A 13,177-nucleotide genomic window follows, 5' to 3' on the forward strand; every position below is an offset into this window, starting at 1 on the left:
GTAAGAGTCCAGTCCATAAGCTCAGTCGTTCTTTTGATCGAAAGGTATTCAAGCTCTGCACCGCGCCATCCCACACGGCGCCTCGACAGAAACCCAGAGATCCCAAGCCCGCCCGCGGTCACCCAGCCGCGTATCCCCGAAGCCCCCTTCCCACACACCCACAGGCTTCAGGTTGGCGAGCTCACTAGGAAGGCCGGTCGTCCCCAAGCGACCGGCCTTTCGTGTTTCTGGGGACAGGTTCGCGACAATGGTCCCAGATTGATCACCGTTGCGCCCTTGTGTGGCGCGCTTCGTTGCAAACATTCGTTGCCGTTTGGACTAAGAATTATTTTGAAGGTTCGGGGGTCATGGCTGGCGATCGAAGCATGGGCAAGGGCACGGGCCTGCCGCCGCTCACACCGCGACCGGTCCACAAGCCGACGCCTGAGGAAGTCGATCGCCGCGGCGACGAGATCTTCAAGAAGTCGATCGCCGATCTCGCGCAACGCCTGAGCGAGCGCGCCAGGGAGCAGCCGGTCGATCTGCGCACCGAGAACGAGAAGCGCCGCGCCGCGCTGCTGGCCTACGAGCTCGCGCGCAAGCGGCGGCTGAAGCTGATCGCGGGAGCGAGCGGCGCCCTGGTCGCCGTCGTCTGCATCGCCTGGTTCGTGGTGACGATCAGCGCGCCCGGGCCGGTGGCGACGGCAAGCGCCGCGCCCGAGCCATCGCCCGCGACGCGGGTCGAGACCGCGAGCCTCGTGCCCTCGGCCGCGCCGCCGGTGGCGACGGCCCCTGCCCCGGCTGCGCCGGCGCCTGCCGCACCGATGGCGTCTCCGCCGACGCCTCCTCCGTCAGCGCCCCCTCCCTCGACGCCGCAGGCAACGACCTCGCCCTCACCTGCGCCGACTCCACCGGCGCCGCCTGCAGCCGCAGCGCCGGCCGCGACGCCCGAAGTGACGGCCTCCCCGCCGTCATCGCCGCCGCAACCGCCGCCGGCATCGACAGCGGCATCGCCGCCGGTATCGACAGCGCCGGCATCGACAGCACCGGCATCGACGGCGCCGTCGCCGGCCTCACCGCCGGCCAGCGCGCCGCCGCCTGCCGTCGCCGACGCGCCGGCTGCGCCGGCCCAACCGGACACCAGGCCGCTGCAGCGCGCGGAGATCCAGGAGATCCAGACGAAGCTCTACACCTTCGGCTTCAATCCCGGCCCGATCGACGGCGCGGAAGGACCGATGACCAAGGCGGCGGCGATGCATTACGAGGCCGATCGCGGCCTGCCGCAGAGCGGCGAGATCGATCGCGCGCTGCTCGAGACGTTGCGCCACGACCCCGCGCCGCAGGTGGCCCAGGCGCCACCGCCGCCGCGGCGCTCGCCGCGCGCCTATGCCCAGCGCCGGTCGGACGATCCCTTCGCATCGCTTCGCGCCGCCGGCGACCGCCTCGGCCGCTGGCTCGAATCGCTCAGCCGCTGATTTGCGTCACCGGCTATGTGTCCGATACGTCGACGCCGAGCTGCTTCAGGATCTCCGACTGCTCGCTCTCGCTGATCGTGACGCCGGCATAGTCGGCGAGCCGCGCGAGGTTCAGCCCGGAGAGGCGCGAGCCGCGAAGGTCCGCCTTGGCGAGCCGGGCGCGGTCCCAGTCGATCCGGTCGAGCGCGCAGGCGAGCATCGTCGCATGGCTGAGATCGGTGCCGATGAACGACGCCTCGGACAGGCGGCACGACAGGAACTCGCAATTCTGCAACACCAGGTCCGAGAGATCGGCGAAGCTGAGGTTGCACTTGTCGAACAAGGCCTTGGTCACCGTCGATCGCCGCGACAGCGCCTTGGTGAAGGACGAGCGATGGAAGCGCGCACCGCGGAAGCTGCATTCGACGGCGCGCAGATTGTGGAGATCGCAGCGCTCGAAGGAGCTGGTCGCGAAGTTGCACTTCTCCGCCTCGACCGCAGCCATGTCGCAGAACGCGAAGCTGCATCCCGTCCGATGCTGCACGTCGAACAGGTCGCAGCCCTGGAAATGCGCGTTGCCGAGCCTGCAGCTGGCGAAGCGTGTCTGCTCGAAACGACAGTCGCGAAAAGCCGCCCCCGAGAAATCCGCATTCTTGATGACCGGCAAGCGAAACAGGCAGCGCTCGAACCGGCTTTCCGTCAGGTCGAGATCATCCAACGCAAGAGGTACCGCGAACAGGAAACCGATAAACGTCCTGCCCCGTGCGATCGTTGCCTGTAATTCTTCCCGATCGATCGAGCGATATGCCGGCGCTGCGCCCCTCTCTTCGCCTATCATATGACCGTCACCGCGAGGAAGGAGGAATGCCGGAGGCGCCGCCTCTCTACGTCTTCCAATGTCCTGTCACGAAGACGAACGTGAAGGTGCTGGCCGACGATGCCCTGCCGGTGGGTGGCTGCCGGCTGCGCTGGCGCGTGGCGTGCGTGGCCTGCGGCGGCTGGCACCTCGTCAATGTCGCGACCGGCCGCGTGCGCGTGACGGTCGCGCCGGAGCCCGCGGCCCCCGGACCGTCGAACGATCAGGCGGCGAGCGCGCGATAGCGCCGCGCCTTGCCCTCGAACTCCTGCGCCAGCCGCAGCATGGTCTCGATCGTGGCGCCATCGTTCACCGCCATGGCGAGCCGGCGGCATTTCTGCGCCTGGCCCTGATGGAAGGCAGCCAGCTCGGCGAAGGGAAGCTCGACCAGCGCGTTCACCGCGCCGATCAAGGCGCGCGAGCCGTCGACGATCGGCGTCGGGCAGGCGAGGAAGCCGAGCCGCGTGCCGTCCGGCCGCTCGGCGATCGCCGCCAGCCCGCGCACGCGGCGACGCTCCTGGATCGCGATCGCCATCGGGCATCGATCGTGCGGCAATGCCGCCCCGTCCTCGGTGTAGAGCCGCCACGTCACGCACCAGCGGTCGCGCCCCGCCGCGGGCCGGCGTCCGGCGAGGCCGATGCAGGCCGCGTTGAAGTGCGTCAGCAGGCCCGCCGCGTCGGTGGCGTAGATCGCCGTCGAGGCGCCCTCGATCTCGCGTGGCAGCACCGCGCCTGCGCGCATCAGCGCCTCGGTCGCGGACTGGAGGAGACGTTCGGCCGTGTCGAGCCTGGCGGCAAACATGGGAGGGAAGGATTCTCGCGCCGCCGCCGCATTGTCGAGGCCGGAATGATCGCGCGCCGGCGCAACCTCGACCCCGACGCCGGCGTTTTACGGGCCCTGACAAGGAGCCTTTGCATGACGCCGACCGATGCCCGTCCCGCCCTCGCGTGCCTGCTGGCCGCCGCCTCGCTGGCTACCGTCTTGGCCGCCTGCAGCGTGCGCACCGAGGAGCGGGTGGTGAGCCCGCCGCCTCCGCCGGTGCAGCCCACGACCGTCTACGTGCCCGCGCCCGCGCCGCCGCCGCCGGTGCAGCCCGACACGGTGAGCCCGAGCCGCGACGAGTACGGCTTCCGCTACGACGCCAAGGGCAACCGCATCGACAGATACGGCAACATCATCTCGCCCCACTCCACCACGCCGTGAGCGATGTTTGTCTCGACATCGCATGAAGGCGCAACTGGAGTTGCGCCTGTCCTGAGCGAAGCCGAAGGGCGCTCCTATGAGCGCTCAGCGGAGCGCGCCACCAACAAGAAGCAAGAGAGGCGCCCAATCAGTGTCGTGTCATCCCGAGCGAAGCGAGGGATCTTTGGTTGGCGCCGATCAAGGATCCCTCGCTACGCTCGGGATGACACCCATCTTGCGGCAGGGGACGGAGTTTCATTCCCGAGGGTCTGCCTCTGGCCGGTGACGGACTCCGGTGGCGCAATCATGGCCGCGGGCGCGGCGCGGGAAAGAGCGGCGCACGACTCGCGCGTCGAGCCAGGTGCCGGCCCATGCCTCGATGTCGGCGATCGGGTCGTCTGCGCCGGGAAAGTCGAGGATGCGGCTCATCTCGATGGCGAAGATCGGGATGTCCTGCGGACCGATGGGATCGAGGCGGCTGCGCGCCTCCAGGGCGGCGTGGACCGCCGCCCGCGCTTCGCTTCGGGTCAACATGCCTTCCTTGTCGTCCAGCGCCGGGCGCGGCCAAACAGGCTTTGTGCGACCCCGAACGCCGTGCAGCGAAACCTCCATATCTTGCCGCCGGCCCGGCCTTGGCCCCAAGCCCTTGCAAGCAACGGTGGTCCGATACAAACCTCCGCATTCTGTGATTGAACATCGCGTGTCATGGCGATAAAGCGGGAGCATTGTGGGAATGGGAATTCATTTGGGGATTTCGCATGAATCGCCAATTCGAGCTGACGCATCGGGGTCGTGCGTTGGCGGTGCGGGTACGCCCGATCGATGATGCATGGGAACTCTGGCTTTACGAGAACGGGCGGGAGCTGGCGCTGGCGGACGTGCTGTCCATCGATGACGCCACCCTCGCCCGACGCAACGGCTCGGCCGATCCGGTCGCCGACGCCGTGAGCCGCATCCGCCTGCGCCTCGACGCGGGCGAGATCCGCCTCCCTTCCTGACGCCTTTTCCGTCTTCTTCCGACACTCCGTACGATCGGGCAACCGCGCGATGCGCGGTCGCGTTCTTGCGTATGGATGCCGAACCCTTCGCGCGTTCTCCTCATCGCCGGCCTGACGGCGAGCTGCTGGCTCCTGCCGTCGCCGGCCTTCGCTTGGGCGTTCACGGCACCGCACGCCGCCACCTTTTCCCTGCTCGAGACGTCGCACGCTGACGCCAACCTTCTGCAATGCCGCGGCGGTGGAGGTGGTGGGGGCGGCAGTGGTGGCGGCAATGGCGGTGGCGCCGGCGCGGCCGCCGGTGCGAGCGCGGGCGCCGCAGGTGCCGGTGCAGGTGCGGGCGCCAGTGCCGGAGCCGGTGGCGCCTCAGCCGGCGCAGGGGCGGGCGCGAGTGCCGGCGGCGCCAGTGCCAGTGCGGGCGCCGGCGCCAGTGCCGGAGCCGGCGGCGCAGGCGCGAGCGCGGGCGGTGCCGCCAGTGGCGCGAGCGCGGCTTCTGCCGGAACAGGAGCCGCCGGCGCAGGCGGCACGAGCGCCGGCAGTGCCGGTACCGGCGCGGGCAGTGTCGGCAACGGCGGAACCGGAACCAGCGCTGCATCGGCGACGAGTGCCGCGGACCCGGGCGGGACGGCGCCAGGCGCGGCAGCGACGGCGGCATCGCTCGGACCGGCATCGCCGGCTGCCGCAAACGATGCAGCGGCCGCCGCCGCTACATCGGCCGGCGCCGGTGCCGGCGGCGCGGTCGAAGGCTCGGAGGCTCGTGCCCGCGACGATCGCTACAGGCAAAGCTATCCTTCGACCGCGCGAAGCGCGCCGGGCGGCTCCTACTCGCTGCGCGGCGTCTACTTCCGGCGCGAGTGGTTCCAGAGCACCGCCGACTGCCTGACGGCGGCCTCGGCGCGCAACCTCCCGCTCGAAGTCTGCCGGTGATCGCCACACCCAGCCGCATCTCGCCGGTCGCGCTCGCGACGTCGGCCTTGATGCATGCCGCGCTCGCGGCTTCGTTGCTCTCGGCCCTGCCGCGCATGCCGGTCCACCTGCGACCGCAGGCCATGGAGATCGCCGTCGACGTTGTCGCTGCCGAGCCTGCGACGGCGGCGCAATCGTCCCGGAACCTCGCGATGGAACTGCCGGCGCCGCCGCCTCCGGCGATCGCTGCGCCGGCCGGGTTCGGGTCGCCGCCGCCCGATCCCGCCGCGCCCGAGATCGCGACGCGGACGATGGCGCCGCTCGCGCCGCCTGCGCCGCCGGGACCGCGCGCGCAGCAGGCTGCGACCGCACGGACCGTGCCGCCGCCGCGGCCCGCGCTCGAACGGATCCTGCCGTCGGTCGAGGCGCCGCCTGTTCCTTCCGCGCAGGACTTTGCCGGCAGCGGTCCCCACAGCGCGCCGCCGCCCGTGGCGAAGGCGCCGAAACCGCAGGCGCCCATCCCGAAAGCGCATCTGCCGCGCGCGGCAGCGGCCGCGGCCGGCCACGCGGCCCGCTCGTCATTGCCGCTCACCGGAAGCGACGGCGGCCGCCGCCTGGCGCGCGAGGATTATCTCTGGCAGGTCATCCGCAAGCTTTCGCAGTACAAGGTCCAGCCCGTTTCGCGTGCGGCGAGCGAGCAGGGCCTCGTCGTGCTGCAGCTCACGCTGGCGCGGAACGGCCGGCTGGTCGGTCTCGCGCTCGCGCGCTCGAGCGGCTTTCCCGATCTCGATCGCGGCGTGATGGATGCCGCGCACGCCGCCTCCCCCTTCGCCCCGCTTCCGCCCGGCATCGCCGACGCGAGCACCACCTTTGTCGTGCCGATCCGCTACGTGCGCGACCGGTAGGCTGGCGGCACAGCTTTGTCGCGGGAATGTTCCGCCGATGCCCTCGCCGACGCGCGACGATGGCCGCGGGTGCACGACAAGGCGGAGAGAAGCGCGATGTCGCTCCTGCGCAGCAAGATCACGATGGCGGCGGCCGCGCTCGCCGTCGCCGCCTCGATGGCGGCCCGGCCGGCGGCGGCCGGGGACGACGGCACCGCGGCCTGGGGCAGCGTCGGCGGCTGGCAGATCCGCGTCGACCGCAGCATCGGCAACGGCTGCTTCGCCCTGCAGGGCTATCGCGACGGCAGCGTGCTGCGGCTGGGCTTCGACATGACCCGCAAGGCGATCTATCTCGTGCTCGGCAACGCGAGCTGGCGCTCGATCGAGCTCGGCAAGCTCTACCGCATCGACTTCGTGTTCGACGGCGCGACGCGCTACAGCGGCGACTTCCGCGGCGTGCGGCTGGGCGGCAGCGCGTTCCTCGCCGGCACCAGCCTCAGCTTCGACTTCACGCGCGACTTCATGGAGCGCAACGAGGTGCGGATCTACTACCGCGGCGCCCTGGTCGGCGACCTCTCGCTGCGCAACACCTACGCCGCCGTGGCCGAGGTGGTCCACTGCCAGCGGGAGATCGCCGCCAGCGGCTCCGGCGATCGTCCGTCCGGCGCGTACCGCAACACCGCCGGACCGTTCGCCGGCGCCTCCGGCGCCGTCCGCGATCCCTTCGCGCGCTGAGGCACCGCCGCCGGAACTGCCGGTCGTCGGAACTGAAAGGGCGGCGCCGCGCGTTGTCGTTCGGGCAATGCAGGGCGAGGCACCCGATGACGAGCTCCGACACCCCGCCACCGGCGACGATCCTCGTGGTCGAGGACGAGGTCCTGATCCGGACCGCCGTCGCGGGCTATCTGCGCGACTGTGGCTATCGCGTTCTGGAAGCGGGAACGGCGGAGGAAGCGCAGAGGATCTTCGCGTCCGACGAGCCGGTCGACATCCTCTTCGCCGACGTCGACCTCGGACCGGGCGCCAGCGGATTCGTCCTCGCCACCTGGACGAGGCAGAAGCGTCCGGCCGTGCGGATCCTGCTGACCTCGGGCGTGGATCGGATGGCGGAGAAGGCCGGCGATCTCTGCGACGGTCCCTTTCTCGCGAAACCCTACACGCACGAGAGGCTGGCCGAGGAGATCAAGCGCCTGCTCGGCCGCGCCGGAGACCGGTGACGCTCAGCCGCGCCGCCGCCTGGCAAGGACTAGGGCCTCGATGTTCACCGCCAGCTCGACGTAGGAATAGGGCTTGGTCATGAACGGCCCGTCGGAGAGACGCTCGCTCTCGCCGACCGGTCGTTGCCCGCCCGAGACGAGAAGGATCCGGATATCGGGATGGTGCTCGCGGATCCGGCGCGCGAGCGCGAGGCCGTCGGCCTCGCCACCGAGATCGATATCGGAGAACACGACCTCGACGGGCTCGCCCGCCGCCAGCAACCGCTCGGCGTCGTTCGCCGTCACCGCCTCGAGGACGCGATAGCCGCAATCGCGCAGATAGTCGGCCGCCGTGAGCCGAGTCAGCGTCTCGTCCTCGACCACGAGGACCGTCGCCGGACGCCGCTTCGCCGCCCGACGTTCGCGGGGCGTCGCTGCCAGAATGCCGTCGTCCTCCGTCCCGGGCTCCGGCGCAAACGCCGGGCCGATCGTGCTCCCCTGTTCGACTGCAACGCCGAGGCCCCGGCAATCGTTCCGGAACGGCTGCCTCAGCGCCGCTCGCAGGCGGCCAAGGGTACGTGATCGGCATAAGCGGCCGTCAGGCAGTCGGCGGTGGTCCGATAGGCGCCGCGGTCGAAACGGGCCTCGCGTCCGGCCTGGGCCAGGCCCAGCGGGCCGCCCGTCGATTCCGGCCACAGGCAGGGCAGGCCCGCCATGCGGCGCGCCTCGCAAAACTCCGCCGATGGCATCGCGGCGCCGGTGCTCGCGGCCGCCGACGATCCTGCGCTGCCGGCCGAACCGGCCGATCCACCCGACGCGCTGCCGCTTGCGGCGCCGGCGCCCGCAGCGGCTCCGGTCGCCCCGTTGGCCCCGCCGCCAGCCGCCGCCCCGCCGGCACCTGAAGAACCCGCCGCGCTCGCGCTGCCTGCGCCACCGCCGGCCGCGCTGCCTCCGGCGCCACCCGCGGCCGAGCTGCCTGCGCCACCGCCCGCACCTGAGGACGCGCCCGCGCCGCCTCCCGCTGCTCCGCCAGCCGCGCCGCCGCTGGCACTTCCGCTGGCGCTTCCCGCGCCACCACCGGAAGAGCTTGCCGAGCCCGAACCGCCGCTGCTGCCGGAGGCGCCGGCGCTACCACCGGCTGATGCTCCGCCCGAGCCACCGGCCCCGCCGCCGCTGGCACTTCCGCCGGCGCTTCCCGCGCCACCACCGGAAGAGCTTGCCGAGCCCGAACCGCCGCTGCTGCCGGAGGCGCCGGCGCTACCACCGGCTGATGCTCCGCCCGAGCCACCGGCCCCGCCGCCGCTGGCACTTCCGCCGGCGCTTCCTGCGCCACTGCCGGAAGAGCTTGCCGAGCCCGAGCCGCCGCTGCTCGCGGCCGCACCGGCCGCGCCCCCGCCCGCGCCTCCACCGCCCGACGCGCCGCCATTGCCTCCACCACCACTACCACCACCACCGGCGCCCGAACCGTCGCTGCAGCCGCCGCTCCCGCCGCCACTGCCACTGCCGCTACTCCCGCTGCTGCCGCCGTGGACCTTCACGAGCGGCACGGTGGCGGAGCCAGGCGCGACAGGAGATCGTGAATCGACGACGCCGGACCGAGGCACGACCAGGATTGGCCCGGCCGCCGCACTCGTCGTCGCGAACGAGAGCACGGCAACGGGCGCCGCAAAACTCGCGGCAAAAAGACCACGGACAATCATTCCACACCCACCTTCAATGACCCACGGCACCGTCAACGCAGGACAGAGCCGCGGGATGCACAGGGGGTCGACCTCACGGTGCAGCTGCAACCGTCCACGCCTCTGGCCGTTTACGTACCGAAGACGCCGGAAACAGCCGATGATTCCGAGGGCGAAGGACACCGATACGCGGCCTCAGGACACCGTCCTGCTGGCGCTCGCGGCGTCGTCGGTCGCCCGCCGCATGGCTGACTACCTGCGCGCCCGCGGCTTCCGGGTGGAGCAGGCGGAGAATTCGGAGCAGGCGCTGGCGCAGTTGCGAAGGCACCGCTTCAACGCCGTGCTCGTCGATGCCGAGATCCCCGGGCCGCTCGACGGATTTTCCGTTCTCCAGCATGTGCGACGCCAGGCCGCCGCGTCGGACGTGGCCTTGATCCATGGCACGGGGCATCTGCTGAGGGCCGTCGCGCGCTTGTGCGAACGCGCGCTGGCGCGGCGGCCGCCGCTTTCGCGATCCTCGATGCTCGACGCCAAGGCCTAGGCGGCGCGGCGCCGCCTTTTCGTCAGCGTGCCCGCTCGCGCAGGGAATCGGCGACCATCGCGAGGAGATCGCCATGGTCGACGGGCTTGCCCATGTAGCGGGCCTCGCGCAGCGCCGGCGGGAGGTATTCGCGGTCGTTCGCCGCGACGACCACGAACGGCACGCCGCGAGTCGCCAGCAGCGTCGCGATCGGCTCGGCCGAGCCGTCGGCCAGCTCGGCGTCGAGCACCGCGCCGTCGAACGGCTCTCCGTCGACCAGCAGCAGGCCGGCAGCGCGGCTCCAGGCCGGACCGACCACCGTGCCGCCGGCGCGTTCGATTCGCCGGCGCAGCATCGTCGCCTGCAGGTAGTCGTCCTCGACGATCAGGATCCGGCGACCCTCGAGCGACATCTTCTTGTTGGTCATGACGGAGCGCGGCGTGCGGCGAACCGCGGCGCCCGGGATTTTGCGGGCCGGCAAGTTGAACTACCCCCTTCCCCTACAACAGCAAATACCCCTCGCCTCCAATGCGCAGCAGGCACCGCCCTGTCGAGCCCTTGTTATTCACAGGCTGGGGAAAATCGGACTGGCCTGCCCGTAAAGCCGATCGCGGTGGACAGGATCGCCGCCCGTCTGGCAGCGTGGTCGAACCGACAGCCTCGTTTTCAACCCGCGGAGGCGATCATGGGTCTGATGGACATCCTGAACGGCATGCAGAACGGCCCGCGCGGCGGCGCCGCGCGCTCGGAAGGCGGCGGCATGTCGCCCCTCACCATGGCGCTGCTCGGCCTGCTCGCCTACAAGGCGATCAAGAGCTTCGGCGCAGCGTCGGCTCCCGCGACGGCTCCCTCGGCGACGCCCACCGCTCCGGCCGGAACGCCGGCGGCGGGCGGTCCGTCTTCCGGCGGCGGCCTGACCGCGGGGCTCGACGATCTGCTGCGCGGCGGCGCCGGCGCGGCATCGACCGGGCTCGGCGGATTGCTGGGAGGCCTGCTGGGCGGCCTCGGCGGCGCGGGTGCGGCCGGATCGGGCGCGGGCGGGCTGGGCGGCCTGCTCACCGGCGGCCTGGGCGACCTGCTCGACCAGTTCCAGGGCGCCGGCAAGGGCGCGGCCGCGACCTCGTGGGTCGGCACCGGCCAGAACCATGCGATCTCGGCCGACGATCTCGCCCAGGTCCTGACGCCCGATCAGATCGATTTCCTGACGCAGCACAGCGGCATGTCGCGCCAGGCGCTGCTCGACGGCTTGAGCCAGCACCTGCCCGGCCTCGTCGATCAGCTCACGCCGGGCGGCCGCCTGCCGACCGCCGACGAGATGAACCGCGCCGTCTGAGGGAGGCCACCATGGGCGGCTTTCTCTGGATCGTGCTGATCGGCTTCGTGGCGGGCATCATCGCCCGCCTGCTGTCGTCGGCGCCGAACAAGCCCACCGGCTTCATCCTGACGACGGTGCTGGGAATCGCCGGCGCCTTCCTCGCCACTTTCGTCGGCCAGGCGGTCGGCTGGTACGCGCCCGACCAGGGCGCGGGCTTCATCGCCGCGACCGTGGGCGCGATCGTCGTCCTCTTCATCTGGAACCGCATCGCCGTCGCCCGGGCGCGGTAGTTGTGCAGCATTGGTATCATCCCTCGCTTCGCTCGGGATGACACCTTTTCCGTGTGGGCCATGAAGCGACCGGGATAGCGCCGCCTACAGGTCGACGCGGTCGACGCCCCAGGTGATGCCGGCGATGTCGGGGAGCTCGCGGCCGTCGTCCTTGCCGATCTCGCTCCTGATCAGCGCCTCGAGCTTGCCGTTCATGGCCGCAAGCAGATCGGCGTTCTTCGCGCGATCGATCGCGAGATTGGCCATCTCGCCCGGATCCTCATCGAGGTCGTAGAGCTCGACGTCGTTCCATTTGAAGAGCTCGTCGAGCGTCGTCGGGCTGTTGTGGTCGAGCGGCGAGAAATAGCGCGTGAATCGGTACCGCCCGTCGAACGCCGAGCGGACGTGGCCGCGCTTCGTGAGGTCCGGCTTGTAGCCCACCCGCTTCGCTTCGGCCTTCGGATCCTTGCCGGCCATGACCGCCCTGGCGGCGAAGTCGAAGACGCCGCCGTCGTTGCTGGCGAGTCCCGAATAAGTGAAGAGCGTGGCCGGCCGCGCCGCGTCGACCGTCCGGCTGCCGGGATTGGCGAGCAGCGGCGACAGGTCCTTGCCGGGAAGCGCGCGGCCGGCGAGCTCCGCCGCCCGATCGGGCGCGACGCCCGCCATCGAGAGCAGCGTCGGAACGAAATCGATGTGGCCCGAGAGCGAGCGGCACTGCTGGCCGCCTTGGACGTCGGGATGGACGATATGGAGCGGCAGGTGCGTGGTCTCGCGGTAGGCGAACGGCCCCTTGCCGCGCAGGCCGTGGCTGCCCGCCATCTCGCCGTGGTCGGCGGTGAAGACCACGATCGTGTCCTGCGCGAGCTTCAACGCGTCGAGCTCGGCCAACAGCGCCTCGATCTGCTGATCCACGTTGCGGATGCAGTTCATGTAGTAGTCGTTGAAGCGCTTCCAGCGCGCGTCCTCGAGCGGCACGTTGCCGAGGATATAGTCCCAGATATGGTCGAACTCGCCATGCGCCCCGGGCCGTCCCGGCGCATCGAACGGCTGGCGCAGGCTCGCCGGGATCGGGATGTCCCAGCTCGCCCTGTAGAGGGCGTGCTCCGGCGCGCGCGCCGCGCGCAGACGCAGCCGGCCGGTATCCTGCACGCTCTCGCCCGGCGCATCGGTGTTGAAGTACATGACGTCGTGCGGATTGACGAAGCTCACGAACATGCACCACGGCTTGCCGTCGTCGCTGAGCGGCCGGCCCTTCGTGCGCAGCCAGTTGATGGCGCTGCCGGCCGTGATCTGGTCGAAGCTGTAGCCGCCCAGCGTATGGCCGATCAGGTCGCCCGGCGAGAAATTGTCGGCGAAGCCGTATCGCTCCATGCCCGGCGTCATGAACTTCTCGACCGAGTGCGTGTCGAAGTCGCGGCTGAGGTGCCACTTGCCCTTGTAGGCCGTGTAGTAGCCGGCCTTGCGCAGCATGTGGCCGATGGTCGGATGGCTGGTCGACAGGTCGCGCATCCACGGCACGTCGAGATTCTCGAACATGCCGTTGTCGGCCGTCTGCAGCCCGGTGACGATCACCGAGCGCGACGAGGTGCACATGGTCGCCGGACACTGGTGATTGGTGAAGGTGACGCCGCTCCGCTGCAGCCGCTCGTGGCCGGGCAGCGTGAGACCCTTGGGCCAGCTCGCGTGATAGCGCTCCTGGTCGGTGAAGACGAACAGGATGTTGAGCCCGGCCCGCGCCTTCGCCGGTGAGGGCGCCGCCGGCGTTTGCGCCCGCGCCGTGCCGATCAGGCCGGCGGCGAGAACCGACGCGGCGCCCGCGGCCTTCAGGAAATCGCGACGTATCGTGCCTTCCTGCACCGACAGGTCGTCCGACATCGTCTCCTCCATGATTTCTGATGCGTCGATGCAATCTTATAGGCTTTGCCGTTTTTTAAACAACAG

At 70.7% G+C, this 13,177-nt stretch carries 18 protein-coding genes; 11 read left to right on the forward strand and 7 right to left on the reverse strand.

The window, feature by feature from the left end:
- Positions 1 to 365: 365 nt before the first annotated feature.
- Positions 366 to 1,454 carry a peptidoglycan-binding domain-containing protein gene (locus OJF58_RS00310; protein ID WP_300781054.1) on the forward strand — a complete coding sequence of 363 codons (1,089 nt, stop codon included), beginning with the start codon at positions 366 to 368 and terminating at the stop codon, positions 1,452 to 1,454.
- 13 nt (positions 1,455 to 1,467) lie between these two features.
- Here the strand turns inward: OJF58_RS00310 and OJF58_RS00315 are convergent, their stop codons facing one another.
- A complete protein-coding gene (locus OJF58_RS00315; RefSeq protein WP_300781055.1) occupies positions 1,468 to 2,271 on the reverse strand; it encodes a pentapeptide repeat-containing protein in 804 nt (267 codons plus the stop codon).
- A 26-nt stretch (positions 2,272 to 2,297) separates the two neighbouring features.
- Here OJF58_RS00315 and OJF58_RS00320 point away from each other — a divergent pair, with 26 nt between their 5' ends.
- Positions 2,298 to 2,534, forward strand: a complete 237-nt coding sequence (locus OJF58_RS00320; RefSeq protein WP_300781056.1) for a hypothetical protein — start codon at positions 2,298 to 2,300, stop codon at positions 2,532 to 2,534.
- Here the strand turns inward: OJF58_RS00320 and OJF58_RS00325 are convergent.
- Positions 2,513 to 3,091, reverse strand: a complete 579-nt coding sequence (locus tag OJF58_RS00325; protein WP_300781057.1) for a hypothetical protein — start codon at positions 3,089 to 3,091, stop codon at positions 2,513 to 2,515. The two genes, OJF58_RS00320 and OJF58_RS00325, sit on opposite strands and share 22 nt — an antisense overlap.
- Before the next feature lie 114 nt (positions 3,092 to 3,205).
- Between OJF58_RS00325 and OJF58_RS00330 the strand changes: the two genes are divergently transcribed.
- A complete protein-coding gene (locus OJF58_RS00330) occupies positions 3,206 to 3,493 on the forward strand; it encodes a hypothetical protein (protein ID WP_300781058.1) in 288 nt (95 codons plus the stop codon).
- Positions 3,494 to 3,727: 234 nt separating this feature from the next.
- On the opposite strand, the gene OJF58_RS00335 is transcribed toward OJF58_RS00330, so the two are convergent.
- Positions 3,728 to 4,006 (reverse strand): hypothetical protein, encoded by a 279-nt coding sequence (locus OJF58_RS00335; RefSeq protein ID WP_300781059.1) that lies wholly within the window; start codon positions 4,004 to 4,006, stop codon positions 3,728 to 3,730.
- A gap of 224 nt (positions 4,007 to 4,230) precedes the next feature.
- On the opposite strand from OJF58_RS00335, the gene OJF58_RS00340 reads away from it, so the two are divergent.
- The 5 genes from OJF58_RS00340 to OJF58_RS00360 all read left to right on the forward strand — a co-directional run bounded on the left by OJF58_RS00340 (position 4,231) and on the right by OJF58_RS00360 (position 7,474).
- Positions 4,231 to 4,470, forward strand: a complete 240-nt coding sequence (locus tag OJF58_RS00340; RefSeq protein ID WP_300781060.1) for a hypothetical protein — start codon at positions 4,231 to 4,233, stop codon at positions 4,468 to 4,470.
- A 75-nt stretch (positions 4,471 to 4,545) separates the two neighbouring features.
- Positions 4,546 to 5,394 carry a hypothetical protein gene (locus OJF58_RS00345; protein WP_300781061.1) on the forward strand — a complete coding sequence of 283 codons (849 nt, stop codon included), beginning with the start codon at positions 4,546 to 4,548 and terminating at the stop codon, positions 5,392 to 5,394.
- Positions 5,391 to 6,278, forward strand: coding sequence for an energy transducer TonB (locus tag OJF58_RS00350; protein WP_300781062.1), 888 nt, complete (start codon positions 5,391 to 5,393; stop codon positions 6,276 to 6,278). The genes OJF58_RS00345 and OJF58_RS00350 overlap by 4 nt, the downstream gene beginning before the upstream one ends.
- Before the next feature lie 96 nt (positions 6,279 to 6,374).
- On the forward strand, positions 6,375 to 6,992 hold the full coding sequence (locus OJF58_RS00355; protein WP_300781063.1) for a hypothetical protein: 618 nt from the start codon (positions 6,375 to 6,377) through the stop codon (positions 6,990 to 6,992).
- Between the two features lie 86 nt (positions 6,993 to 7,078).
- A complete protein-coding gene (locus OJF58_RS00360; RefSeq protein WP_300781064.1) occupies positions 7,079 to 7,474 on the forward strand; it encodes a response regulator in 396 nt (131 codons plus the stop codon).
- Between the two features lie 3 nt (positions 7,475 to 7,477).
- Here OJF58_RS00360 and OJF58_RS00365 read toward each other — a convergent pair whose 3' ends face one another.
- Together OJF58_RS00365 and OJF58_RS00370 are read right to left on the reverse strand one after the other, a co-directional pair.
- Complete coding sequence (locus tag OJF58_RS00365) at positions 7,478 to 7,837, reverse strand: response regulator (RefSeq protein ID WP_300781065.1); 360 nt, start codon at positions 7,835 to 7,837, stop codon at positions 7,478 to 7,480.
- Positions 7,838 to 8,001: 164 nt separating this feature from the next.
- Positions 8,002 to 8,202 carry a hypothetical protein gene (locus OJF58_RS00370; RefSeq protein WP_300781066.1) on the reverse strand — a complete coding sequence of 67 codons (201 nt, stop codon included), beginning with the start codon at positions 8,200 to 8,202 and terminating at the stop codon, positions 8,002 to 8,004.
- 1,090 nt (positions 8,203 to 9,292) lie between these two features.
- Between OJF58_RS00370 and OJF58_RS00375 the strand changes: the two genes are divergently transcribed.
- A complete protein-coding gene (locus OJF58_RS00375) occupies positions 9,293 to 9,673 on the forward strand; it encodes a response regulator (RefSeq protein WP_300781067.1) in 381 nt (126 codons plus the stop codon).
- A gap of 22 nt (positions 9,674 to 9,695) precedes the next feature.
- Here the strand turns inward: OJF58_RS00375 and OJF58_RS00380 are convergent, their stop codons facing one another.
- Complete coding sequence (locus tag OJF58_RS00380; RefSeq protein WP_300781068.1) at positions 9,696 to 10,133, reverse strand: response regulator; 438 nt, start codon at positions 10,131 to 10,133, stop codon at positions 9,696 to 9,698.
- 204 nt (positions 10,134 to 10,337) lie between these two features.
- On the opposite strand from OJF58_RS00380, the gene OJF58_RS00385 reads away from it, so the two are divergent.
- Together OJF58_RS00385 and OJF58_RS00390 are read left to right on the forward strand one after the other, a co-directional pair.
- The gene (locus OJF58_RS00385) at positions 10,338 to 10,985 is read left to right on the forward strand and encodes a YidB family protein (protein WP_300781069.1); all 648 of its coding nucleotides are present in this window, start codon (positions 10,338 to 10,340) and stop codon (positions 10,983 to 10,985) included.
- Between the two features lie 11 nt (positions 10,986 to 10,996).
- Entirely contained in the window at positions 10,997 to 11,257 is a 261-nt protein-coding gene (locus tag OJF58_RS00390; protein WP_300781070.1) for a GlsB/YeaQ/YmgE family stress response membrane protein, read from the forward strand.
- An 84-nt stretch (positions 11,258 to 11,341) separates the two neighbouring features.
- Here OJF58_RS00390 and OJF58_RS00395 read toward each other — a convergent pair whose 3' ends face one another.
- Positions 11,342 to 13,111, reverse strand: coding sequence for a sulfatase-like hydrolase/transferase (locus tag OJF58_RS00395; protein WP_300781071.1), 1,770 nt, complete (start codon positions 13,109 to 13,111; stop codon positions 11,342 to 11,344).
- Between the last annotated feature and the right edge of the window lie 66 nt (positions 13,112 to 13,177).

Origin of the sequence: Enhydrobacter sp., from assembly GCF_030246845.1 — a bacterium.
Classification (GTDB): domain Bacteria; phylum Pseudomonadota; class Alphaproteobacteria; order Reyranellales; family Reyranellaceae; genus Reyranella.

What these genes read in the sequence shown, in the direction of transcription:
- OJF58_RS00310 (WP_300781054.1), top strand. Translation starts at nt 366, where the DNA reads ATGGGCAAGGGCACGGGCCTGCCGCCGCTCACACCGCGACCGGTCCAC.
- OJF58_RS00315 (WP_300781055.1), bottom strand. Translation starts at nt 2,271, where the DNA reads ATGATAGGCGAAGAGAGGGGCGCAGCGCCGGCATATCGCTCGATCGAT.
- OJF58_RS00320 (WP_300781056.1), top strand. Translation starts at nt 2,298, where the DNA reads ATGCCGGAGGCGCCGCCTCTCTACGTCTTCCAATGTCCTGTCACGAAG.
- OJF58_RS00325 (WP_300781057.1), bottom strand. Translation starts at nt 3,091, where the DNA reads ATGTTTGCCGCCAGGCTCGACACGGCCGAACGTCTCCTCCAGTCCGCG.
- OJF58_RS00330 (WP_300781058.1), top strand. Translation starts at nt 3,206, where the DNA reads ATGACGCCGACCGATGCCCGTCCCGCCCTCGCGTGCCTGCTGGCCGCC.
- OJF58_RS00335 (WP_300781059.1), bottom strand. Translation starts at nt 4,006, where the DNA reads ATGTTGACCCGAAGCGAAGCGCGGGCGGCGGTCCACGCCGCCCTGGAG.
- OJF58_RS00340 (WP_300781060.1), top strand. Translation starts at nt 4,231, where the DNA reads ATGAATCGCCAATTCGAGCTGACGCATCGGGGTCGTGCGTTGGCGGTG.
- OJF58_RS00345 (WP_300781061.1), top strand. Translation starts at nt 4,546, where the DNA reads ATGCCGAACCCTTCGCGCGTTCTCCTCATCGCCGGCCTGACGGCGAGC.
- OJF58_RS00355 (WP_300781063.1), top strand. Translation starts at nt 6,375, where the DNA reads ATGTCGCTCCTGCGCAGCAAGATCACGATGGCGGCGGCCGCGCTCGCC.
- OJF58_RS00360 (WP_300781064.1), top strand. Translation starts at nt 7,079, where the DNA reads ATGACGAGCTCCGACACCCCGCCACCGGCGACGATCCTCGTGGTCGAG.
- OJF58_RS00370 (WP_300781066.1), bottom strand. Translation starts at nt 8,202, where the DNA reads ATGCCATCGGCGGAGTTTTGCGAGGCGCGCCGCATGGCGGGCCTGCCC.
- OJF58_RS00375 (WP_300781067.1), top strand. Translation starts at nt 9,293, where the DNA reads ATGATTCCGAGGGCGAAGGACACCGATACGCGGCCTCAGGACACCGTC.
- OJF58_RS00385 (WP_300781069.1), top strand. Translation starts at nt 10,338, where the DNA reads ATGGGTCTGATGGACATCCTGAACGGCATGCAGAACGGCCCGCGCGGC.
- OJF58_RS00390 (WP_300781070.1), top strand. Translation starts at nt 10,997, where the DNA reads ATGGGCGGCTTTCTCTGGATCGTGCTGATCGGCTTCGTGGCGGGCATC.
- OJF58_RS00395 (WP_300781071.1), bottom strand. Translation starts at nt 13,111, where the DNA reads ATGTCGGACGACCTGTCGGTGCAGGAAGGCACGATACGTCGCGATTTC.